Consider the following 15,278-nt stretch of genomic DNA (forward strand, 5'->3'; position numbering starts at 1 on the left):
GTCCTCCCCTGCCTGGAATCCGCCGGTCCAGTAAATGATCTACACTGTAGAGATCTACAGTGTAGAGCCATGAGCGGGAAACGGGAAGAGATCCTGGACGCGGCCCTGGCCATCGCCGACGAGCGCGGGCTCGGGGCGGTGTCGATGCGCGCCGTGGCGCAGGCGGTGGGCGTCACACCGATGGCGCTGTACCCGCACGTGAAGGACAAGGCGGGGCTGCTGGACGCGATGCTGGGCCGGCTGCTCGCCGGGGTCTACGCGGCCGCCCCCGCGATGGCCGGCGACACCGGCTGGCGGGAACGGCTGCGCGTGTTCGCCTTCACCGCGCGCTCCCTGTCCGTCGGCCACCCCTGGGTCGCGAGCCTGGTCTTCTCCCGGCCCGCGGTCACGGCCGACGCGGTCACCACCATCGACCTGCTCTACGGCGCGCTGCTCGACGCCGGCGTCCCGCCCGCCCAAGTGCCGCGGCTGGAACGCCTGGTGGGCACCTTCGTGCTCGGCTGGATCGCCTCGGAGTCCGGCGGCCGGTTCGGTCCGGGCGGGACGGACCCGCGCGGCCGCCGCGGCCGGCTCCACCAGGGCCCGCTGCCCGGCCACGAGGCGCTCGCCACCTGGCTCGAGCGCCCGGTCGACTGGGACGCCGAGTTCGAGGCCGATGTCGCCGACCTGGAGCGGCTCGTGGAGTCGGTCGCGGCCAGGGGCTGAGCGCCCGGCGGCGTGCGGACCGGTCGCGCCGGCCGGCGCGGCAGGGCATCGGCCGGGTCACCGCGGCGGCGCCAAGTCGCCTGCCAGGAGTCGAGCCGCTGCTGGTCGAGGGCCCGGTACCGATCACCGCGCCCGGCCACGCGCTGTCCGCGGACCCGCTGCCGCTGCGGTGGCCGGAACTCGACGGGCAGCCACTGGGTCAGCAGCCCCGCGGCGTACCCGAACCGGCGGGCCGTCGAGGCGGCGCTGCGGGCGGCGGGGGTGGGCATGCCGGTGGTGTGCGGGACGCCCGCCTACGTGACGGTGTGCGCGCTGGTGGGCGCCGGTCCGGGGGCCGGGCTGGTGCCGCGGATGGTGGCCGGGGACGCCGCGGTGGCGCCGGGCGTGCGACCGCTGGCGCCACCGGGCCTGCACCGGACGATCGCCCCGGCGTGGCGGCCGCAGGGCGGCCGCTGCGGTCACGGCACCGGAACCGCCCAGGGAATCATGATCCACACGGTCTTGCCGCCGTCCGCGGTGGGCGTGACCTCCACCCGGCCGCCGGACTCGCAGGTGAGGTGACGGACGATCACCATGCCCCGTCCGTTGTCCTGGCGGGTTGTCGGGGGCAGTGGCTGCGGGCGCCGGGGATGGCTGTCGGTGACGCCGACGCGCAGTTCCTCCGAGCGTTCGAGCCGGACCTCGACGGTGAAGTTCGGGGAGAGCCCCGAGGTGTGCAGCACGGCGTTGGTGGCCAGTTCCGACACGATGAGGCGTACCGAGTCCACGGCCGGCGAGTCGGGCCGCAGGCCCCAGTCGACAAGCACCGCGCACACGTGCCGGCGGGCGGCGGTGACCGACGCGGGTTCGCTCGGCAGCGTGATGGAGGCTTCCTGGAGATCTGCCATGGCGACGCTGTTCCCTTTCCCGCCGTGACCGGACTCCGGTGCGAGCACGCAAGGTGCGGGGCGGGCCCGCGAGCGGCTGATTCGCGCCAGAGTGCCACCCATCGTGCCGCCATTGCGCGGTATCCACACCGCAATGCATATATCTGTCGCTCAAAACGGTGAACTCTGCCACGTGGATACGGATTTGGTCGGCACAATGGCGTACCGCCCCCGCAAGAGCACGCGGCGGTCCCGGACGGGGGGATCGTGGCCGGTGGGCGGACCGACCGCAGAACTGCAGGAGGGGCGAGGAAGCATGGACGGAGTCCCCGCCGTACGCCGGCGCAGACTCGGCGAGGAGTTGCGCCGGCTGCGTGATCTGGCGGGTCTCACCAGTGGTGAGGCCGCCGGGCACGCCGGCTGGCACCAGTCGAAAGTCAGCCGGATCGAGACCGGCCGCAGCACGGTCACCGCGCAGGACGTGACCCTGCTTCTCGACCTGTACGGGGTGCGCGACCGGGCACTGCGCGACCTTCTGGCCACCCTGGCGGGACGCGGCAGCAGCCGCGGCTGGTGGCACGACTTCCGGGACGTGCTGCCGGTGGAGTACCGGGACTTCATCAGCCTGGAGACCGGCGCGACCCGCGCCAGGTCGCTGGAGAACAGCGTGGTCCCCGGCCTGCTGCAGACCCCGCAGTACGCCAGGGCGCTGACCCGGGACGTGATGCCGCAGCTGGACGAGCCGGCGGTGGCCGCGCTCGTCGACGTACGGACCGCGCGGCAGGCGGTGCTGCGCCAGGACCCGCCGCTGGAGCTGTGGGCGGTGCTCGACGAGGCGGTGCTGCGGCGCGGTGTCGGCGGCTCCGAGGTGATGGACGATCAGCTGCGACGGCTCCAGGAGGCAGCGGAACTGCCGCACGTCCACGTGCAGGTGCTGCCGTTCTCCGCCGGCGGGCACATGGGAGTGACGAATTCTTTCGTCATCTTCTCATTTCCGCGCATTGCCGATCTGGATGTTGTCGTTGTCGACCATTTGACGAGTAGTCTCTACGTCGACCGGAAAGAGGACGTCGCGGCGTACACCGCCGCGTTCACCAGATCGCGTACCCGTGCCCTTCCGCGGGAGGAATCGGCCGCGAAGATCGCGGAGATCCGCCTGCAGTTGCCCGCCGGGCGGCGCACATAGGAGGAGACAGCATGGCGAGCACGCCCGGCCCGCTTTCCGCCGCGGCAATTTCCGGCACGTCGCTTTCCGGAGCGACATGGCGGCGCAGCAGTTACAGCACGGCGGCGAACAACTGCGTGGAGACCGCACTGCTCGGATCCGGGCGGCTGGCGGTGCGCGACTCGAAGGACCCGTCAGGGCCCGCGCTGCTGTTCTCCGCGGACGCCTGGACGGCCTTCGTGAGGGCGGTGTCCGGGGACGGCGTGTCCTGACCGCGGGACCGGCCCCTCATCGCGCCGCGGTCGGCGCCGTCTCGACGACGGTGCCGACCGCCGCCGCGATCTGGGCGTCGGTCAGGTCGCAGCGCGCGGTGAGCCGCAGCCGGGAGATGCCGTCGGGCACCGACGGCGGCCGGAAGCAGCCGACCACGAGGCCCCGGTCACGGCAGGCCGCCGCCCAGCCGACCGCGGCGTCGGGCGAGGGCGCGCGGACCGACACCACGCAGGCGTCGGGCGCGGTCGCGTCCAGGCCCGCCTGCGTCAGCCGCCGGTGGAAGTCCTGGGCCACCGAGCGGGCCCGCGCGGCGCGTTCCGGCTCGCGGCGCAGCAGCCGCAGCGCGGCGAGCGCGGCGCCGGCCGCGGCGGGGGCCAGGCCGGTGTCGAAGATGAAGGTGCGGGCGGCGTTCACCAGGTGCTCGATCACCGCGGCCGGTCCGAGCACGACGCCGCCCTGCGCGCCGAGCGCCTTCGACAGCGTGGCGGTGCACACCACGTCCGGGTCGCCGGCGAGCCCCGCGGCCTGCGGCGCGCCCCGGCCGCCGTCGCCGAGGACGCCGAGCCCGTGCGCGTCGTCGACCAGCAGCGCCGCGCCGTGTTCGCGGCAGGCGCCGGCCAGCCCGGTCAGCGGCGCCGCGTCGCCGTCGACGGAGAAGACGGAGTCGCTGACCACGACGGCCGGCCCGTCGTGCCCGTCGAGCGCCTTGCGGACGGCCTCCGGGTCGGCGTGCCGCACCACTTCGGTGGTGGCCCGGGAGAGCCGGCAGCCGTCGATCAGCGAGGCGTGGTTGGCGGCGTCGGAGACCAGCAGGGTGCCGGGCCCGGTCAGCGCGGTGACGGCGGCGAGGTTCGCCGCGTACCCTGAGGCCAGGACGAGGGCCGCTTCGAAGCCGGTGAAGTCCGCCAGCTCCGCTTCGAGTTCGGCGTGCAGTGCGGTGCTGCCGGTGACCAGGCGGGAGCCGGTGGAGCCGGCGCCCCAGCGCAGGCAGGCGTCGGCGCCCGCGCGGGTCACCTCGGGGTGCCGGGTCAGGCCGAGGTAGTCGTTGCCGGCGAGATCGACCAGCGGCGAGTCGGCGGCGCGCGGCCGCAGTTCGCGGCGCAGTCCGGCGGCGCGGCGCACCGCGTCCTGCTCGGTCAGCCAGCCGAAGGGGCCGCCGTGCGCGGCGGGCGGCGGTGCTGGGTCCTGCTGCGCACTGGTCACGGGTGTCCCCTCGGTTCCGCCGGCGCTCTGCCGGGCTGCCCTCAGCAACGTACTGGGCCGCACACATGCACAGGGTGTGGTGATGCACACACCGCACGCCATGCGTCTTGTGCGGTCCGCCATTGGCCGGGGCTGCCCCGGTAGGCGAGGATCGCCCCTATGGATCTGCTGACCACTCTCGTGGACAAGGGGCTGCGACGCGAGCTGCCCACCCGGGACGAGGCGCTTGCCGTCCTGGCGACCTCCGACGACGACCTGCTCGACGTGGTGTCCGCGGCGGGAGCCGTGCGCCGCCAGTGGTTCGGGCGCCGGGTCAAGCTCAACTACCTGGTGAACCTCAAGTCCGGGCTGTGCCCCGAGGACTGCTCGTACTGCTCGCAGCGGCTCGGCTCCAAGGCCGACATCCTCAAGTACACCTGGCTCAAGCCGGACCAGGCCGCCGCGGCCGCGAAGGCCGGGGTGGCCGGCGGCGCCAAGCGGGTGTGCCTGGTGGCGAGCGGGCGCGGCCCGACCGACCGGGACGTCGACCGGGTCTCGCAGACCATCGCGGCGATCAAGGACCAGAACGAGGACGTCGAGGTCTGCGCGTGCCTCGGCCTGCTCTCGGGCGGCCAGGCCGAACGCCTGCGGGCGGCGGGCGCGGACGCGTACAACCACAACCTGAACACGTCCGAGGGAACCTACGGCGCGATCACCACCACGCACACCTACGCCGACCGCGTGGACACCGTGCAGCAGGCGCAGGCCGCCGGGCTGTCCGCGTGCTCCGGGCTGATCGCGGGCATGGGCGAGACCGACGAGGACCTCGTCGACGTCGTCTTCTCGCTGCGCGCGCTCGACCCGGACTCGGTGCCGGTGAACTTCCTGATCCCGTTCGAGGGAACGCCGCTGGCCGAGGAGTGGAACCTCACCCCGCAGCGCTGCCTGCGCATCCTGGCGATGGTCCGCTTCGTCTGCCCCGACGTCGAGGTGCGGCTGGCGGGCGGCCGCGAGGTGCACCTGCGGACCATGCAGCCGCTCGCGCTGCACCTGGTCAACTCGATCTTCCTGGGCGACTATCTGACCAGCGAGGGCCAGGCAGGGCAGGCCGACCTGGACATGATCGCCGACGCCGGCTTCGAGGTGGAGGGCGCGGCCACCACCACGCTCCCCCGGCACCGCGCCGCGGCGGGCGCCTGCGGCTCGCACGAGGACGGCGGGTGCGGCTCGCACGAGGGCGCCGACTGCGGTCCGTGCGGCGGCCACAGCGCCGAACACGCGCCGCCGGCCGAGCACTCCGCCGGGTCCGCGCACAGCCCCGCCGCCACGCCCGCGGCCGCGCCGGTGCTCGCCGAGGCTGCCGCGGCGGCACCGGGGCGGGCCGACAGCGCCCGTACCGACCTGGTGGCCGTACGCCGCAGGGGCGCGGGGACGGACCTGCCGCCCAATGCGTGAGCCGCTCGCGCCGGACGTGCTGCTGGGCCTGGACCGGCAGCACGTCTGGCACCCGTACGGCCCGATGCCCGGCCGTCAGGAACCGCTGGTGGTGGAGTCCGCCTCGGGCGTGCGGCTGCGGCTGGCGACTCCCGCGCAGGGACACCGCGAACTGGTGGACGGCATGTCCTCCTGGTGGTCGGCGATCCACGGCTACCGGCACCCGGTGCTCGACGAGGCGGCGCGCTCCCAGCTGTCCCGGATGAGCCACGTGATGTTCGGCGGCCTGACCCACGAGCCGGCGGTGCGGCTCGCCGCCCGGCTGGTGGAGATCACCCCGGAGCCGCTCCGGCACGTCTTCCTCGCCGACTCCGGCTCGGTGTCGGTGGAGGTCGCGCTCAAGATGTGCCTCCAGTACTGGCGTTCGCTCGGCCGCCCCGGCAAGCACCGGCTGCTGACCTGGCGCGGCGGCTACCATGGCGACACCTGGCAGCCGATGGCGGTGTGCGACCCGGACGGCGGCATGCACCACCTGTGGTCCGGCGTGCTGCCCGAACAGGTCTTCGCCGACGCCCCGCCGGCCGGCTTCGACGCCGCGCCCGACGCCCGCTACGCCGACCACCTGCGGGAGCTGATCGGCCGTCACGCGCACGAGCTGGCGGCGGTCGTCGTGGAGCCGGTGGTGCAGGGGGCCGGCGGCATGGCGTTCCACTCCCCCGGGTACCTGCGGGTGCTGCGCGAGGCGTGCGACGAGCACGACGTGCTGCTGGTCTTCGACGAGATCGCCACCGGGTTCGGCCGCACCGGCCGGCTCTTCGCGGCCGGGCACGCGGGGGTGGCGCCCGACGTGATGTGCGTCGGCAAGGCGCTGACCGGCGGCTATCTCACGATGGCGGCGGCGCTGTGCACCTCCCGGGTGGCCGAGGGCATCTCCCGCGGCGAGGTGCCGGTGCTCGCCCACGGCCCGACCTTCATGGGCAACCCGCTGGCGGCCGCCGTCGCCTGCGCCTCGGTGGACCTGCTGCTGGACCAGGACTGGGCGCAGGAGGTCAAGCGGATCGAGTCGGGCCTGCGGGCCGGGCTGGCCGCGGCGGCCGGCCTCCCGGGCGTGCGCGACGTGCGGGTGCTCGGCGCGATCGGCGTCGTCCAGCTCGACCACGAGGTCGACATGGCCGCGGCCACCCGGGCCGCGGTCGCCGCGGGGGTCTGGCTCCGGCCCTTCCGCGACCTGGTCTATACGATGCCGCCGTACGTGACCGGGGACGAGGACCTGGCCCGGATCTGCGCCGCGGTGTGCGCTGCGGCCGCCGCGGGGTGAACCGCGCACCGCCGGTGCGAGGTGCGGCGGAGTGCGGAGCGGTGGGGTTCCGAGCAGCGGAGTTCGAAGCAGTGGAGTTCGGCGCGGCGGATGTCGGACGTGAGGAAAGGAGCGCCTGATGGCCATCGTGGTTGTCAGTGGGACGGGCACCGAGGTCGGGAAGACGGTGGTGACCGCGGCGGTCGCCGCGGCGTCCCTGGCCCAGGGGCTCAGCGTGGCGGTGCTCAAGCCCGCGCAGACCGGCGTGGCCGAGGGCGAGCCGGGCGACGCGGCCGAGGTGGCGCGGCTTGCCGGGCCGGTCACCGCGGCCGAACTCGCCCGCTATCCCGATCCGCTGGCGCCCGCGACCGCCGCCAGGCGGTCCGGCCTGCCGCCGGTCACGCCGGGCGACGTCGCGGAGGCCGCGGCGAAACTCGCCGCGGTGCACGACGTGGTGCTGGTGGAGGGCGCCGGCGGGCTCCTGGTCCGCTACGACGAGGAGGGCTCGACGCTCGCCGAGGTCGCGTCGCTGCTGCGCGCCGGAGTGCTGCTGGTGGCGCACCCCGGCCTCGGCACGCTCAACACCACAGCGCTCACCGCCGAGGCGCTAGCCTCCCGCAAGCTGGCCTGCCTCGGCGTCGTCATCGGGAGCTGGCCCGCCGAGCCAGGCCTGGCCGAGCGGTGCAACGTCGGCGACCTGCCGCAGGCGGCGGGCGCGCCGCTGCTGGGCGCGCTTCCGCAGAACGCGGCGGCCAAGTCCCCCGAGACGTTCAGGACCGAGGCGCCGGCCTGGCTGGCACCGCAGCTCGGCGGCACCTGGGACGCGGAGGGGTTCAGCGCCTTCTACGGCGACCACTGAGCGCGCGACCGTGCCGAGCCCGCGGGCGGGCCGAGGTGCCGGGCGGGCCGAGCTGCCGGGCGGGCCGAGCTGCCGGGCGGACCGCGGCGCGGGCGGCCCGCGTCAGTTCGTCCAGAGCCGCAGTTCCTCGGCGATCCGCTCCAGCCCGGCGGAGCCGTCCTTGACCAGCCGGGCAAGGTCCCTGACCTGGTCCGGGCTGGTGGTGACCTTGAGTCCGCAGGCCACCAGGTAGGCGTAGGCCACCGCGGTGGCGAACAGCGCGTTCGACCGCTCCAGGGCGGGCACGTGCAGCAGCAGCTGCATCATCGCGGCGGCCCTGGTGTGGACGTCCTCGTAGACCGGACGGCCGAAGATCTCCGCGCGGTGCCTGCTGACCGCGGCGACCAGCGCTCCCCAGTCGCTGACCTGCGGGTCCCCCGGGGTGTTGTGCTCGGCGACCATGAGGAGCCAGGCGAGGTCGATCCGCAGCGTCAACGGGCGGGTCCCTCGGCGGGGACGTCGTGGATCTGCGGGGACCCCAGGAGCCGGTGGGCGCTCTCGGGGTCGGCGGTGTCCCGGCTGTCGCGGCCGTCGAACTCCTCGGCGAAGACCGCTTCGTACCGCTCCATGAAGTCCGCGGCGGCCTGGACGAACGCCCGGCCGTTCTCGCCCTCGTCGCGCTTGACGAGTTCCTCGATGTACCGGTTCACGCTGATGCCGCGCTGCGAGGCGCGTTCCCGCGCCGTCTCCGCGGTGGCTTCGTCCACCCGCACGTTCAACTGGGTCTTCGCCATGCACACACGCTAGCGCCGTGGTGCTAGTAGCGGCAAGGGCGGGCGTCTCGCATCGCGGAATCCGCTGCCGCCCCGGCGGCCGGCTGATGGGATGCGGCATATGAGTGATCTTCGGATACGGCCCGCCGCGACCCGGGACGCCTCCGCCGTGCTGGCCTTCTGGCGGGCCGCCGCGGAGGGCGTCAGCATCAGCGACGACGAGGACGGCGTGTCCCGGCTGGTCGCGCGGGACCCCGAGGCCCTGCTGCTGGCCGAGCGCGACGGCACGCTGCTCGGCACGGTCGTGGCCGGCTTCGACGGCTGGCGCTGCCACCTCTACCGGCTCGCCGTCCACCCCGCCGCACGCCGGCAGGGCGTGGCCACCGCCCTGCTGGCCGCCGCGGAGGAACGGTTCCTCGCGCTCGGCGGCCGCCGCGGTGACGCCATGGTGCTGGAGCGCAACGAGACCGCCCGGCACGCCTGGCGGGCGGTCGGCTACGCGCGCGAGGACCACTGGCGGCGCTGGACGAAACCGCTCGGCGGATCGGCGTCCTGAGCCCGTACCGCCGCGCGGGGTCCGATCCGCGCCCTCCCGCCGCTCAGCGACCGCGCCGCGGTGGCGGGACGGCCGCGCGACGGCGCCACGGGGGGCCTGTCCGGAGTACGGGCCGTGCGGTCCGGGCCGGCGTGGCCGATCATGGGAGCGAGGTGTCCCGATGACCGAAGCGCTTCTGCTGGTGCCGGCCGTGCTGCTCACCTTCGCCTGCGGGGTGTTCGTCGCGGCGGAGTTCTCGCTGACCACCGTCGAGCGCAGCGCGCTCGAACGGGCCGAGGCCCGCGGCGAGCGGGGCGCCGCCGCCGCGCTGAGCGCCGTGCGGTCGCTGGCCGTGCAGCTGTCCGGCGCGCAGCTGGGCATCACCGTGACCGGGCTGATCATCGGCATGCTCGCCAGGTCCTCGATCGCCGGGCTGCTGCGCGGCCCGATCCGCTCGGCCGGGGTGACGGGCTCCGCCGCGGCCTCGCTCGCGCTGTTGCTCGGCACGGCGGTGTCCACGGTGGCGCTGATGGTGGTGGGCGAGCTGGTGCCGAAGAACTGGGCGATCTCCCGGCCGCTGCAGGTGGTCAAGGCGGTCGCCCCGGCGCAGCGGGCGTTCACCGCCTCCTTCGGGCCGCTGATCCGCCATCTGAACCGCACCGCCAACCGGGTGCTGCGCCGGCTCGGCCTCGAACCCGCGGAGGAGCTGGCCACCGCGCGCGGCCCGCAGGAGCTGGCCGCGCTGGCGCGGCATTCGGCCAAGCAGGGCGCGCTGGAGGCGGACACCGCCGAGCTGTTCGTCCGCACCCTCGGCCTGGGCGACCTGACCGCGGAGAACGTGATGACCCCCCGGGTGCAGGTCACCGCGCTGGAGGCGCGCGCGACCGCGGAGGACGTGGCCAACGCGACGCGCGCTACCGGGCTGTCCCGCTTCCCGGTCTACCGGGAGAGCCTCGACGCGGTCATCGGCACCGTGCACATCAAGGACGTGCTGGCGGTGCCGGCCGGACGCCGGGCCCGGCTGCCGGTCACCGAACTGCTGCGGGACCCGCTGCTGGTGCCCGAGTCGCTCACCGTGGACCGGCTGCTCGACCGGCTGTCGGGGCGGCAGACCATGGCCGTGGTGATCGACGAGTACGGCGGCACCGCCGGGGTGGCGACGCTGGAGGACATCGTCGAGGAGGTGGTCGGCGAGGTCCGCGACGAGCACGACCCGGCGGAGCTGCCCGACCTGCTGTTCCTGCGCGAGGACCCGCAGGGCCGCCGGATCTACGACGCGGACGGCGCGACCCGTACCGAGGACCAGCTGGAGCGGATCGGGCTGCGCGTGCCCGACGGCCCGTACGAGACGCTCGCCGGGCTGGTGGCGCAGCGGCTGGGGCGCATCCCGGAGCGCGGCGACGCGGTCGTGCTGGACGGCTGGCGGATCGAGGTCACCGAGGCGGCCGGCCGCCGGGCGGCGAGGGCGCGGCTGACCTCGCCGGCGCGCGGCACGCAGCCCGATGCGGACGACGGCCGCGGGGGCGGCGGCGGTGGCGATGGCGATGGCGGTGGCGGGAACGGACCGCGCGCGGGCGGGCCCCGGCGCCGCGGCCGCCGGGGGGCCGGGACCACCGGAACCGGTGGAGGCGCCGGGTGACCGTCGTCCAGCTGCTGATCGGCGCGCTGACCGTGGTGGTGAACGCGGTCTTCGTCGGCGCGGAGTTCGCGATGATCTCGGTGCGCCGCGGGCAGGTCGAGCCGCAGGCCGAGAGCGGCGACCGCAGGGCGCGCAGCGTGCTGTGGGGGCTGGAGCACATCGCGCCGCTGCTGGCCGCCGCCCAGCTGGGCATCACCGCCTGCACCCTGGTGCTCGGCATCGTCGCCGAACCGGCCGTCGCCGACCTGCTGGAGCCGCTCTTCCACGTCGTGCACGTGCCGCACGGCGCGGTGCACCCGGTCTCCTTCGTCATCTCGCTGGCGGTGGCCACATACGTGCACATGCTCTGCGGCGAGATGGTGCCGAAGAACGTCGCGCTGGCGGAACCGGTGCGCACGGCGCTGGCGCTCGGGCCGCCGCTGGTGGCGTTCACCCGGGCGCTGCGGCCGGTGATCTTCGGGGTGAACGCGCTCGCCAACGCGGGGCTGCGGCTGCTGCGGGTGGAGCCGAGGTCGGAGGTGGCGTCGGTGTTCTCGGACGACGAGCTGTCGCGGATGGTGGTCGACGCGGGCGCGGCCGGGCTGCTCGACGAGCGGGCGGCGCAGCGGCTGCGGGACGCGCTGGAGCTGGGCCGCCGGCCGGTCGGCGAGATCGTGCTGCCGGCCGAGCGGGTGGTGCGCGCGCCGCTCGGGATCACGCCGGCGGGTCTGGAGGAGCTGGGCGCGCGCACCGGCCTGTCGCGTTTCCCGGTCGCCGACGACGACGGCCGGGTGCTGGGCTACCTGCACGTCAAGGACGCGCTCGACGCCGAGCCGCGGAGCACGCCCTTCCCCCGTACGGCGCTGCGCCCGATCACCCGGGTCGGCGCCGCCGCCCCGCTCGACGACGTGCTCACCGCGATGCGGGCGGGCCGCGCGCACCTGGCCGCGGTGGTGGACGACGAGGGCCGGGGGCTCGGCCTGGTCACCATGGAGGACGTGCTCAAGGAGCTGGTCGGCCGCGGCCGACCCCGGGGAGCCGCCGAGACCGGGTGGTGAGGGCGGGTGGTGAGGGCGGGTGGGAGGGCGGGCCCGGGGTCGGTGCCGACCGAGCGGTCGCATAGGATCGCCGCGCCATGCAGACGCCTGTCACGTACTCCAGCTTCGTCGCGGTCGGGGACTCCTTCACCGAGGGGATGTCCGACCTGCTGCCCGACGGCACCTACCGGGGCTGGGCGGACCTGCTCGCGGCCCGGCTCGCCGCGCTGCGGCCCGACTTCCACTACGCCAACCTCGCCGTGCGCGGGAAGCTGATCCGGCAGATAGCCGACGACCAGGTGGACACCGCGGCCGCGATGGGCGCGGACCTGGTCACCCTGGTCGGCGGGCTCAACGACGTGCTGCGCCCGAAGTGCGACGTCGACGTGGTGTGCGAGCTGCTGGAGAGCGCGGTCGAGCGGCTCGCGCCGACCTGCCGGCAGCTGGTGCTGATGCGCAGCCCGGTCAGGAGCGGACCGGTCGCCACCCGCTTCCTGCCCCGCATGGAGCAGCTCTTCCGCTTCGTCGAGGACCTCGCCGAGCGGCACGGCGCGGTGGTGGTGGACCTCTACGGCGCCGAGGTGCTCAGCGACCGGCGGATGTGGAGCGACGACCGGCTGCACCTGACCGGCGAGGGCCACCTCCGGGTCGCGGAGGCGGTGTGGCAGGCGCTCGGCCTGCCCGCGCAGGCCGACTGGAGGCTCACGCTGCCGCCCGCGGTCCCGGCCGGATGGGCGACCCGGCGCACCGCGGACCTGCGGTTCACCCGGCAGCACCTGCTGCCGTGGATCGGCCGCCGGCTGACCGGCCGCTCCTCGGGGGACGGCCGCCCGCCCAAGCGCGCCGAACTGCTGCCGTACGTCGCCGCGCCGATCACCGTCCCCAGCACCACCCCCACCACCGCCCCCGGTCCCGGCACCGCCGGCGTCGCCGAGCCGGCCGGCGGCAGCGCCGCGGACCGGCGGACCGGCCGCGACCAGTAGAATCTGCACACGTGACTGCCAAGCCGCGTATCCCGAACGTCCTCGCCGGCCGCTACGCCTCCGCGGAGCTGGCGACCCTCTGGTCCCCCGAGCAGAAGGTGGTGCTGGAGCGCCGCCTGTGGCTCGCCGTGCTGCGGGCCCAGAAGGACCTGGGGATCGAGGTGCCCGAGCAGGCGATCGCCGACTACGAGCGGGTCGTCGAGCAGGTCGACCTGGAGTCGATCGCCGCGCGCGAGAAGGTCACCCGGCACGACGTGAAGGCGCGGATCGAGGAGTTCAACGCGCTCGCCGGCCATGAGCAGGTCCACAAGGGCATGACCTCCCGCGACCTGACGGAGAACGTCGAGCAGCTGCAGATCCGGCTGTCGCTGGAGCACGTCAGGGACCGCACGGTCGCGGTGCTCGCACGGCTGGGCCAGCTGTCCGCGCAGTACGCGGAGCTGGTGATGGCCGGCCGCTCGCACAACGTGGCGGCGCAGGCCACCACGCTCGGCAAGCGCTTCGCCACCACCGCTGACGAGCTGCTGGTCGCCTTCGAGCGGGTCGAGGACCTGCTCGGACGCTATCCGCTGCGCGGCATCAAGGGCCCGGTCGGCACCGCGCAGGACATGCTGGACCTGCTCGGCGGCGACGCCGCGAGGCTCGCCGAGCTGGAGCACCGGATCGCCGAACACCTCGGCTTCTCCCGGGCGTTCACCTCCGTCGGCCAGGTCTACCCGCGCTCGCTCGACTACGACGCGGTGACCGCCCTGGTGCAGCTCGCGGCGGCGCCCTCGTCGCTGGCCAAGACGATCCGGCTGATGGCCGGGCTCGAACTGGTCACCGAGGGCTTCAAGCCGGGCCAGGTCGGCTCCTCGGCGATGCCGCACAAGATGAACACCCGGTCCTGCGAGCGGGTCAACGGCCTGATGGTGATCCTGCGCGGCTACGCCTCCATGACCGGGGAGCTGGCCGGTGACCAGTGGAACGAAGGCGACGTGTCCTGCTCGGTGGTGCGCCGGGTCGCACTGCCGGACGCGTTCTTCGCCTTCGACGGCCTGCTGGAGACCTTCCTGACGGTGCTCGACGAGTTCGGCGCCTTCCCCGCCGTGGTCGCCCGCGAGCTGGACCGCTACCTGCCGTTCCTGGCCACCACCAAGGTGCTGATGGGCGCGGTGCGGGCCGGGGTGGGCCGGGAGATCGCCCACGAGGCGATCAAGGAGAACGCGGTCGCGTCGGCGCTGGCCATGCGCGAGCAGGGCACCGAGCGCAACCAGCTGCTCGACCGGCTGGCCGCGGACGAGCGGCTGCCGCTGGACCGCACCCAGCTCGACGCCCTGATGGGCGACCGGCTCTCCTTCACCGGCGCGGCGGCCGGACAGGTCGCCGAGGTGGTCCGCCGGATCGAGGAGGTCGTCAAGGCGCACCCGCAGGCCGCGGCGTACCGGCCGGGGGCGATCCTCTGACGCCGGAGCAGCTCGCCGATGCCCGCGGCCGCACCCTCGACGACCTCGTCGGCGGTGGGCTGCGGGTGCTGTTCTGCGGGATCAACCCGGGGCTGATGTCGGCGTGGACCGGGCACCACTTCGCCCGGCCGGGCAACCGCTTCTGGCCCGCGCTGCACGCCTCGGGCTTCACGCCGCGGCGGTTCGCACCGGCCGAGCAGGCCGGGGTGCTGGAGCTGGGCTTCGGCATCACCAACGTGGCGGCGCGCGCGACCGCCAGAGCCGACGAACTGACCGCGCAGGAGCTGGTCGAGGGCGGCCGCCTGCTGCGCGCGAAGGTCGCCGCCCACCGCCCCGCGTGGCTGGCGGTGCTGGGCGTGACGGCCTATCGGGTGGCCTTCGACGACCGCGCCGCGCAGGTGGGACCGCAGTCACGGACGATCGGCACGGCGCAGGAAGGCACCGCGCGCGAAGGCACGGCGCAGGACGGCGTGGCGGACGGACCCGGCGGGCGGGGAGCGACCCGGATCTGGGTGCTGCCGAGCCCCAGCGGGCTCAACGCGCACTGGTCGCCGGCCGCGCTGGCCGAGGAGTTCGCCCGGCTGCGGTCGGCCGCCTACGGTGCGGAGCCCGTCGCACCGCACACTCAGAGCGCCGCCGGTACGTCGCCCTCGCCTATCGCCAGCACCAGCTGATACGGCAGCTCCCGGTCGCCCTGGCCGACGCCGAGGGCTATCCAGCGCGCGCCGACCCGCCAGCCGTACACCTCCGAGACATGTCCGCACAGGACGTCGATCGGCGGCGGCACCGGGGCGCCCTCCTCCTGGCGCAGCAGGAACGGATACAGGTCGAGCGGCTCCGGCTCGCCCCATCGGTCGGCGAGCCGCTCGATCAGGGCCTGGCAGGCGGCCTCGAAGTCGTCCGCCACCTCCTCGCGGCGGCTGCCGCCGTCCCCGTGGGGGTCCTCGCTCACGGCGAGTTCGGCCAGGTGGAAACCGGGGCCGCTGTGGACGGCGGGCGTGCGGACGCGCTGCGCGGGGAAGTCGAGGGCGCGCAGCCGGTCCACCTCGGCGATCTGAGCGGCAAGATCCATGTGTCAAGTAAACAGCGGCCCTATGACAATTGGCGGCGCGTCAGCACGCGGGGCC

Annotated in this window: 18 protein-coding genes; 13 read left to right on the forward strand and 5 right to left on the reverse strand. The window is 74.7% G+C overall.

Annotated features, from left to right (window positions below; all coding sequences use genetic code 11):
* Window positions 1-69: 69 nt before the first annotated feature.
* Window positions 70-705, forward strand: coding sequence for a TetR/AcrR family transcriptional regulator (locus tag V2S66_RS17810; RefSeq protein WP_330796582.1), 636 nt, complete (start codon window positions 70-72; stop codon window positions 703-705).
* Between the two features lie 12 nt (window positions 706-717).
* The gene (locus tag V2S66_RS34535) at window positions 718-1,266 is read left to right on the forward strand and encodes a LysR family transcriptional regulator substrate-binding protein (RefSeq protein ID WP_413966418.1); all 549 of its coding nucleotides are present in this window, start codon (window positions 718-720) and stop codon (window positions 1,264-1,266) included.
* On the opposite strand, the gene V2S66_RS17815 is transcribed toward V2S66_RS34535, so the two are convergent.
* Window positions 1,164-1,592 carry an ATP-binding protein gene (locus tag V2S66_RS17815; protein WP_330796584.1) on the reverse strand — a complete coding sequence of 143 codons (429 nt, stop codon included), beginning with the start codon at window positions 1,590-1,592 and terminating at the stop codon, window positions 1,164-1,166. The two genes, V2S66_RS34535 and V2S66_RS17815, sit on opposite strands and share 103 nt — an antisense overlap.
* Before the next feature lie 295 nt (window positions 1,593-1,887).
* On the opposite strand from V2S66_RS17815, the gene V2S66_RS17820 reads away from it, so the two are divergent.
* Both V2S66_RS17820 and V2S66_RS17825 read left to right on the forward strand, forming a co-directional pair.
* Window positions 1,888-2,757, forward strand: a complete 870-nt coding sequence (locus V2S66_RS17820) for a helix-turn-helix domain-containing protein (RefSeq protein ID WP_330796585.1) — start codon at window positions 1,888-1,890, stop codon at window positions 2,755-2,757.
* Window positions 2,758-2,768: 11 nt separating this feature from the next.
* On the forward strand, window positions 2,769-3,008 hold the full coding sequence (locus V2S66_RS17825) for a DUF397 domain-containing protein (RefSeq protein WP_330796587.1): 240 nt from the start codon (window positions 2,769-2,771) through the stop codon (window positions 3,006-3,008).
* A gap of 16 nt (window positions 3,009-3,024) precedes the next feature.
* On the opposite strand, the gene V2S66_RS17830 is transcribed toward V2S66_RS17825, so the two are convergent.
* Entirely contained in the window at window positions 3,025-4,212 is a 1,188-nt protein-coding gene (locus V2S66_RS17830; RefSeq protein ID WP_330796589.1) for an 8-amino-7-oxononanoate synthase, read from the reverse strand.
* 159 nt (window positions 4,213-4,371) lie between these two features.
* Here V2S66_RS17830 and bioB point away from each other — a divergent pair, with 159 nt between their 5' ends.
* The 3 genes from bioB (at window position 4,372) to bioD (ending at window position 7,781) form a co-directional block, all read left to right on the forward strand.
* Window positions 4,372-5,646, forward strand: a complete 1,275-nt coding sequence (gene bioB, locus V2S66_RS17835; protein ID WP_330796591.1) for a biotin synthase BioB — start codon at window positions 4,372-4,374, stop codon at window positions 5,644-5,646.
* Window positions 5,639-6,943, forward strand: coding sequence for an adenosylmethionine--8-amino-7-oxononanoate transaminase (locus tag V2S66_RS17840; RefSeq protein WP_330796593.1), 1,305 nt, complete (start codon window positions 5,639-5,641; stop codon window positions 6,941-6,943). The genes bioB and V2S66_RS17840 overlap by 8 nt, the downstream gene beginning before the upstream one ends.
* A gap of 118 nt (window positions 6,944-7,061) precedes the next feature.
* Complete coding sequence (bioD, locus tag V2S66_RS17845) at window positions 7,062-7,781, forward strand: dethiobiotin synthase (protein ID WP_330796595.1); 720 nt, start codon at window positions 7,062-7,064, stop codon at window positions 7,779-7,781.
* A 102-nt stretch (window positions 7,782-7,883) separates the two neighbouring features.
* Here the strand turns inward: bioD and V2S66_RS17850 are convergent, their stop codons facing one another.
* Together V2S66_RS17850 and V2S66_RS17855 are read right to left on the reverse strand one after the other, a co-directional pair.
* Window positions 7,884-8,255 carry a fic family toxin-antitoxin system, toxin component gene (locus V2S66_RS17850; RefSeq protein ID WP_330796597.1) on the reverse strand — a complete coding sequence of 124 codons (372 nt, stop codon included), beginning with the start codon at window positions 8,253-8,255 and terminating at the stop codon, window positions 7,884-7,886.
* The gene (locus V2S66_RS17855; protein ID WP_330796599.1) at window positions 8,252-8,554 is read right to left on the reverse strand and encodes a hypothetical protein; all 303 of its coding nucleotides are present in this window, start codon (window positions 8,552-8,554) and stop codon (window positions 8,252-8,254) included. The genes V2S66_RS17850 and V2S66_RS17855 overlap by 4 nt, the downstream gene beginning before the upstream one ends.
* A 100-nt stretch (window positions 8,555-8,654) precedes the next feature.
* On the opposite strand from V2S66_RS17855, the gene V2S66_RS17860 reads away from it, so the two are divergent.
* The 6 genes from V2S66_RS17860 to V2S66_RS17885 all read left to right on the forward strand — a co-directional run bounded on the left by V2S66_RS17860 (window position 8,655) and on the right by V2S66_RS17885 (window position 14,825).
* A complete protein-coding gene (locus V2S66_RS17860; RefSeq protein WP_330796601.1) occupies window positions 8,655-9,089 on the forward strand; it encodes a GNAT family N-acetyltransferase in 435 nt (144 codons plus the stop codon).
* 160 nt (window positions 9,090-9,249) lie between these two features.
* The gene (locus V2S66_RS17865; protein ID WP_330796603.1) at window positions 9,250-10,707 is read left to right on the forward strand and encodes a hemolysin family protein; all 1,458 of its coding nucleotides are present in this window, start codon (window positions 9,250-9,252) and stop codon (window positions 10,705-10,707) included.
* Complete coding sequence (locus V2S66_RS17870) at window positions 10,704-11,744, forward strand: hemolysin family protein (protein WP_330796605.1); 1,041 nt, start codon at window positions 10,704-10,706, stop codon at window positions 11,742-11,744. Before V2S66_RS17865 ends, V2S66_RS17870 begins: the two co-directional genes overlap by 4 nt.
* A gap of 77 nt (window positions 11,745-11,821) precedes the next feature.
* Window positions 11,822-12,706 (forward strand): SGNH/GDSL hydrolase family protein, encoded by an 885-nt coding sequence (locus tag V2S66_RS17875; protein ID WP_330796606.1) that lies wholly within the window; start codon window positions 11,822-11,824, stop codon window positions 12,704-12,706.
* Window positions 12,707-12,717: 11 nt separating this feature from the next.
* Window positions 12,718-14,151, forward strand: coding sequence for an adenylosuccinate lyase (gene purB, locus V2S66_RS17880; RefSeq protein ID WP_330796607.1), 1,434 nt, complete (start codon window positions 12,718-12,720; stop codon window positions 14,149-14,151).
* A gap of 95 nt (window positions 14,152-14,246) precedes the next feature.
* Window positions 14,247-14,825 carry a mismatch-specific DNA-glycosylase gene (locus tag V2S66_RS17885; RefSeq protein ID WP_413966424.1) on the forward strand — a complete coding sequence of 193 codons (579 nt, stop codon included), beginning with the start codon at window positions 14,247-14,249 and terminating at the stop codon, window positions 14,823-14,825.
* On the opposite strand, the gene V2S66_RS17890 is transcribed toward V2S66_RS17885, so the two are convergent.
* A complete protein-coding gene (locus tag V2S66_RS17890) occupies window positions 14,777-15,223 on the reverse strand; it encodes a hypothetical protein (RefSeq protein ID WP_330796608.1) in 447 nt (148 codons plus the stop codon). The two genes, V2S66_RS17885 and V2S66_RS17890, sit on opposite strands and share 49 nt — an antisense overlap.
* Window positions 15,224-15,278 lie beyond the last annotated feature (55 nt).

Origin of the sequence: Actinacidiphila polyblastidii, from assembly GCF_036353415.1 — a bacterium.
In the GTDB taxonomy this organism is placed as follows: domain Bacteria; phylum Actinomycetota; class Actinomycetes; order Streptomycetales; family Streptomycetaceae; genus Actinacidiphila; species Actinacidiphila polyblastidii.

Excerpts from the sequence above, each read along its gene's own strand:
- V2S66_RS17810 (WP_330796582.1), top strand. The coding sequence starts at position 70 with ATGAGCGGGAAACGGGAAGAGATCCTGGACGCGGCCCTGGCCATCGCC.
- V2S66_RS17860 (WP_330796601.1), top strand. The coding sequence starts at position 8,655 with ATGAGTGATCTTCGGATACGGCCCGCCGCGACCCGGGACGCCTCCGCC.
- V2S66_RS17875 (WP_330796606.1), top strand. The coding sequence starts at position 11,822 with ATGCAGACGCCTGTCACGTACTCCAGCTTCGTCGCGGTCGGGGACTCC.
- V2S66_RS17840 (WP_330796593.1), top strand. The coding sequence starts at position 5,639 with ATGCGTGAGCCGCTCGCGCCGGACGTGCTGCTGGGCCTGGACCGGCAG.
- bioD (WP_330796595.1), top strand. The coding sequence starts at position 7,062 with ATGGCCATCGTGGTTGTCAGTGGGACGGGCACCGAGGTCGGGAAGACG.
- V2S66_RS17820 (WP_330796585.1), top strand. The coding sequence starts at position 1,888 with ATGGACGGAGTCCCCGCCGTACGCCGGCGCAGACTCGGCGAGGAGTTG.
- bioB (WP_330796591.1), top strand. The coding sequence starts at position 4,372 with ATGGATCTGCTGACCACTCTCGTGGACAAGGGGCTGCGACGCGAGCTG.
- V2S66_RS17865 (WP_330796603.1), top strand. The coding sequence starts at position 9,250 with ATGACCGAAGCGCTTCTGCTGGTGCCGGCCGTGCTGCTCACCTTCGCC.
- V2S66_RS17815 (WP_330796584.1), bottom strand. The coding sequence starts at position 1,592 with ATGGCAGATCTCCAGGAAGCCTCCATCACGCTGCCGAGCGAACCCGCG.
- V2S66_RS17890 (WP_330796608.1), bottom strand. The coding sequence starts at position 15,223 with ATGGATCTTGCCGCTCAGATCGCCGAGGTGGACCGGCTGCGCGCCCTC.
- V2S66_RS17885 (WP_413966424.1), top strand. The coding sequence starts at position 14,247 with ATGTCGGCGTGGACCGGGCACCACTTCGCCCGGCCGGGCAACCGCTTC.
- V2S66_RS17855 (WP_330796599.1), bottom strand. The coding sequence starts at position 8,554 with ATGGCGAAGACCCAGTTGAACGTGCGGGTGGACGAAGCCACCGCGGAG.
- V2S66_RS17825 (WP_330796587.1), top strand. The coding sequence starts at position 2,769 with ATGGCGAGCACGCCCGGCCCGCTTTCCGCCGCGGCAATTTCCGGCACG.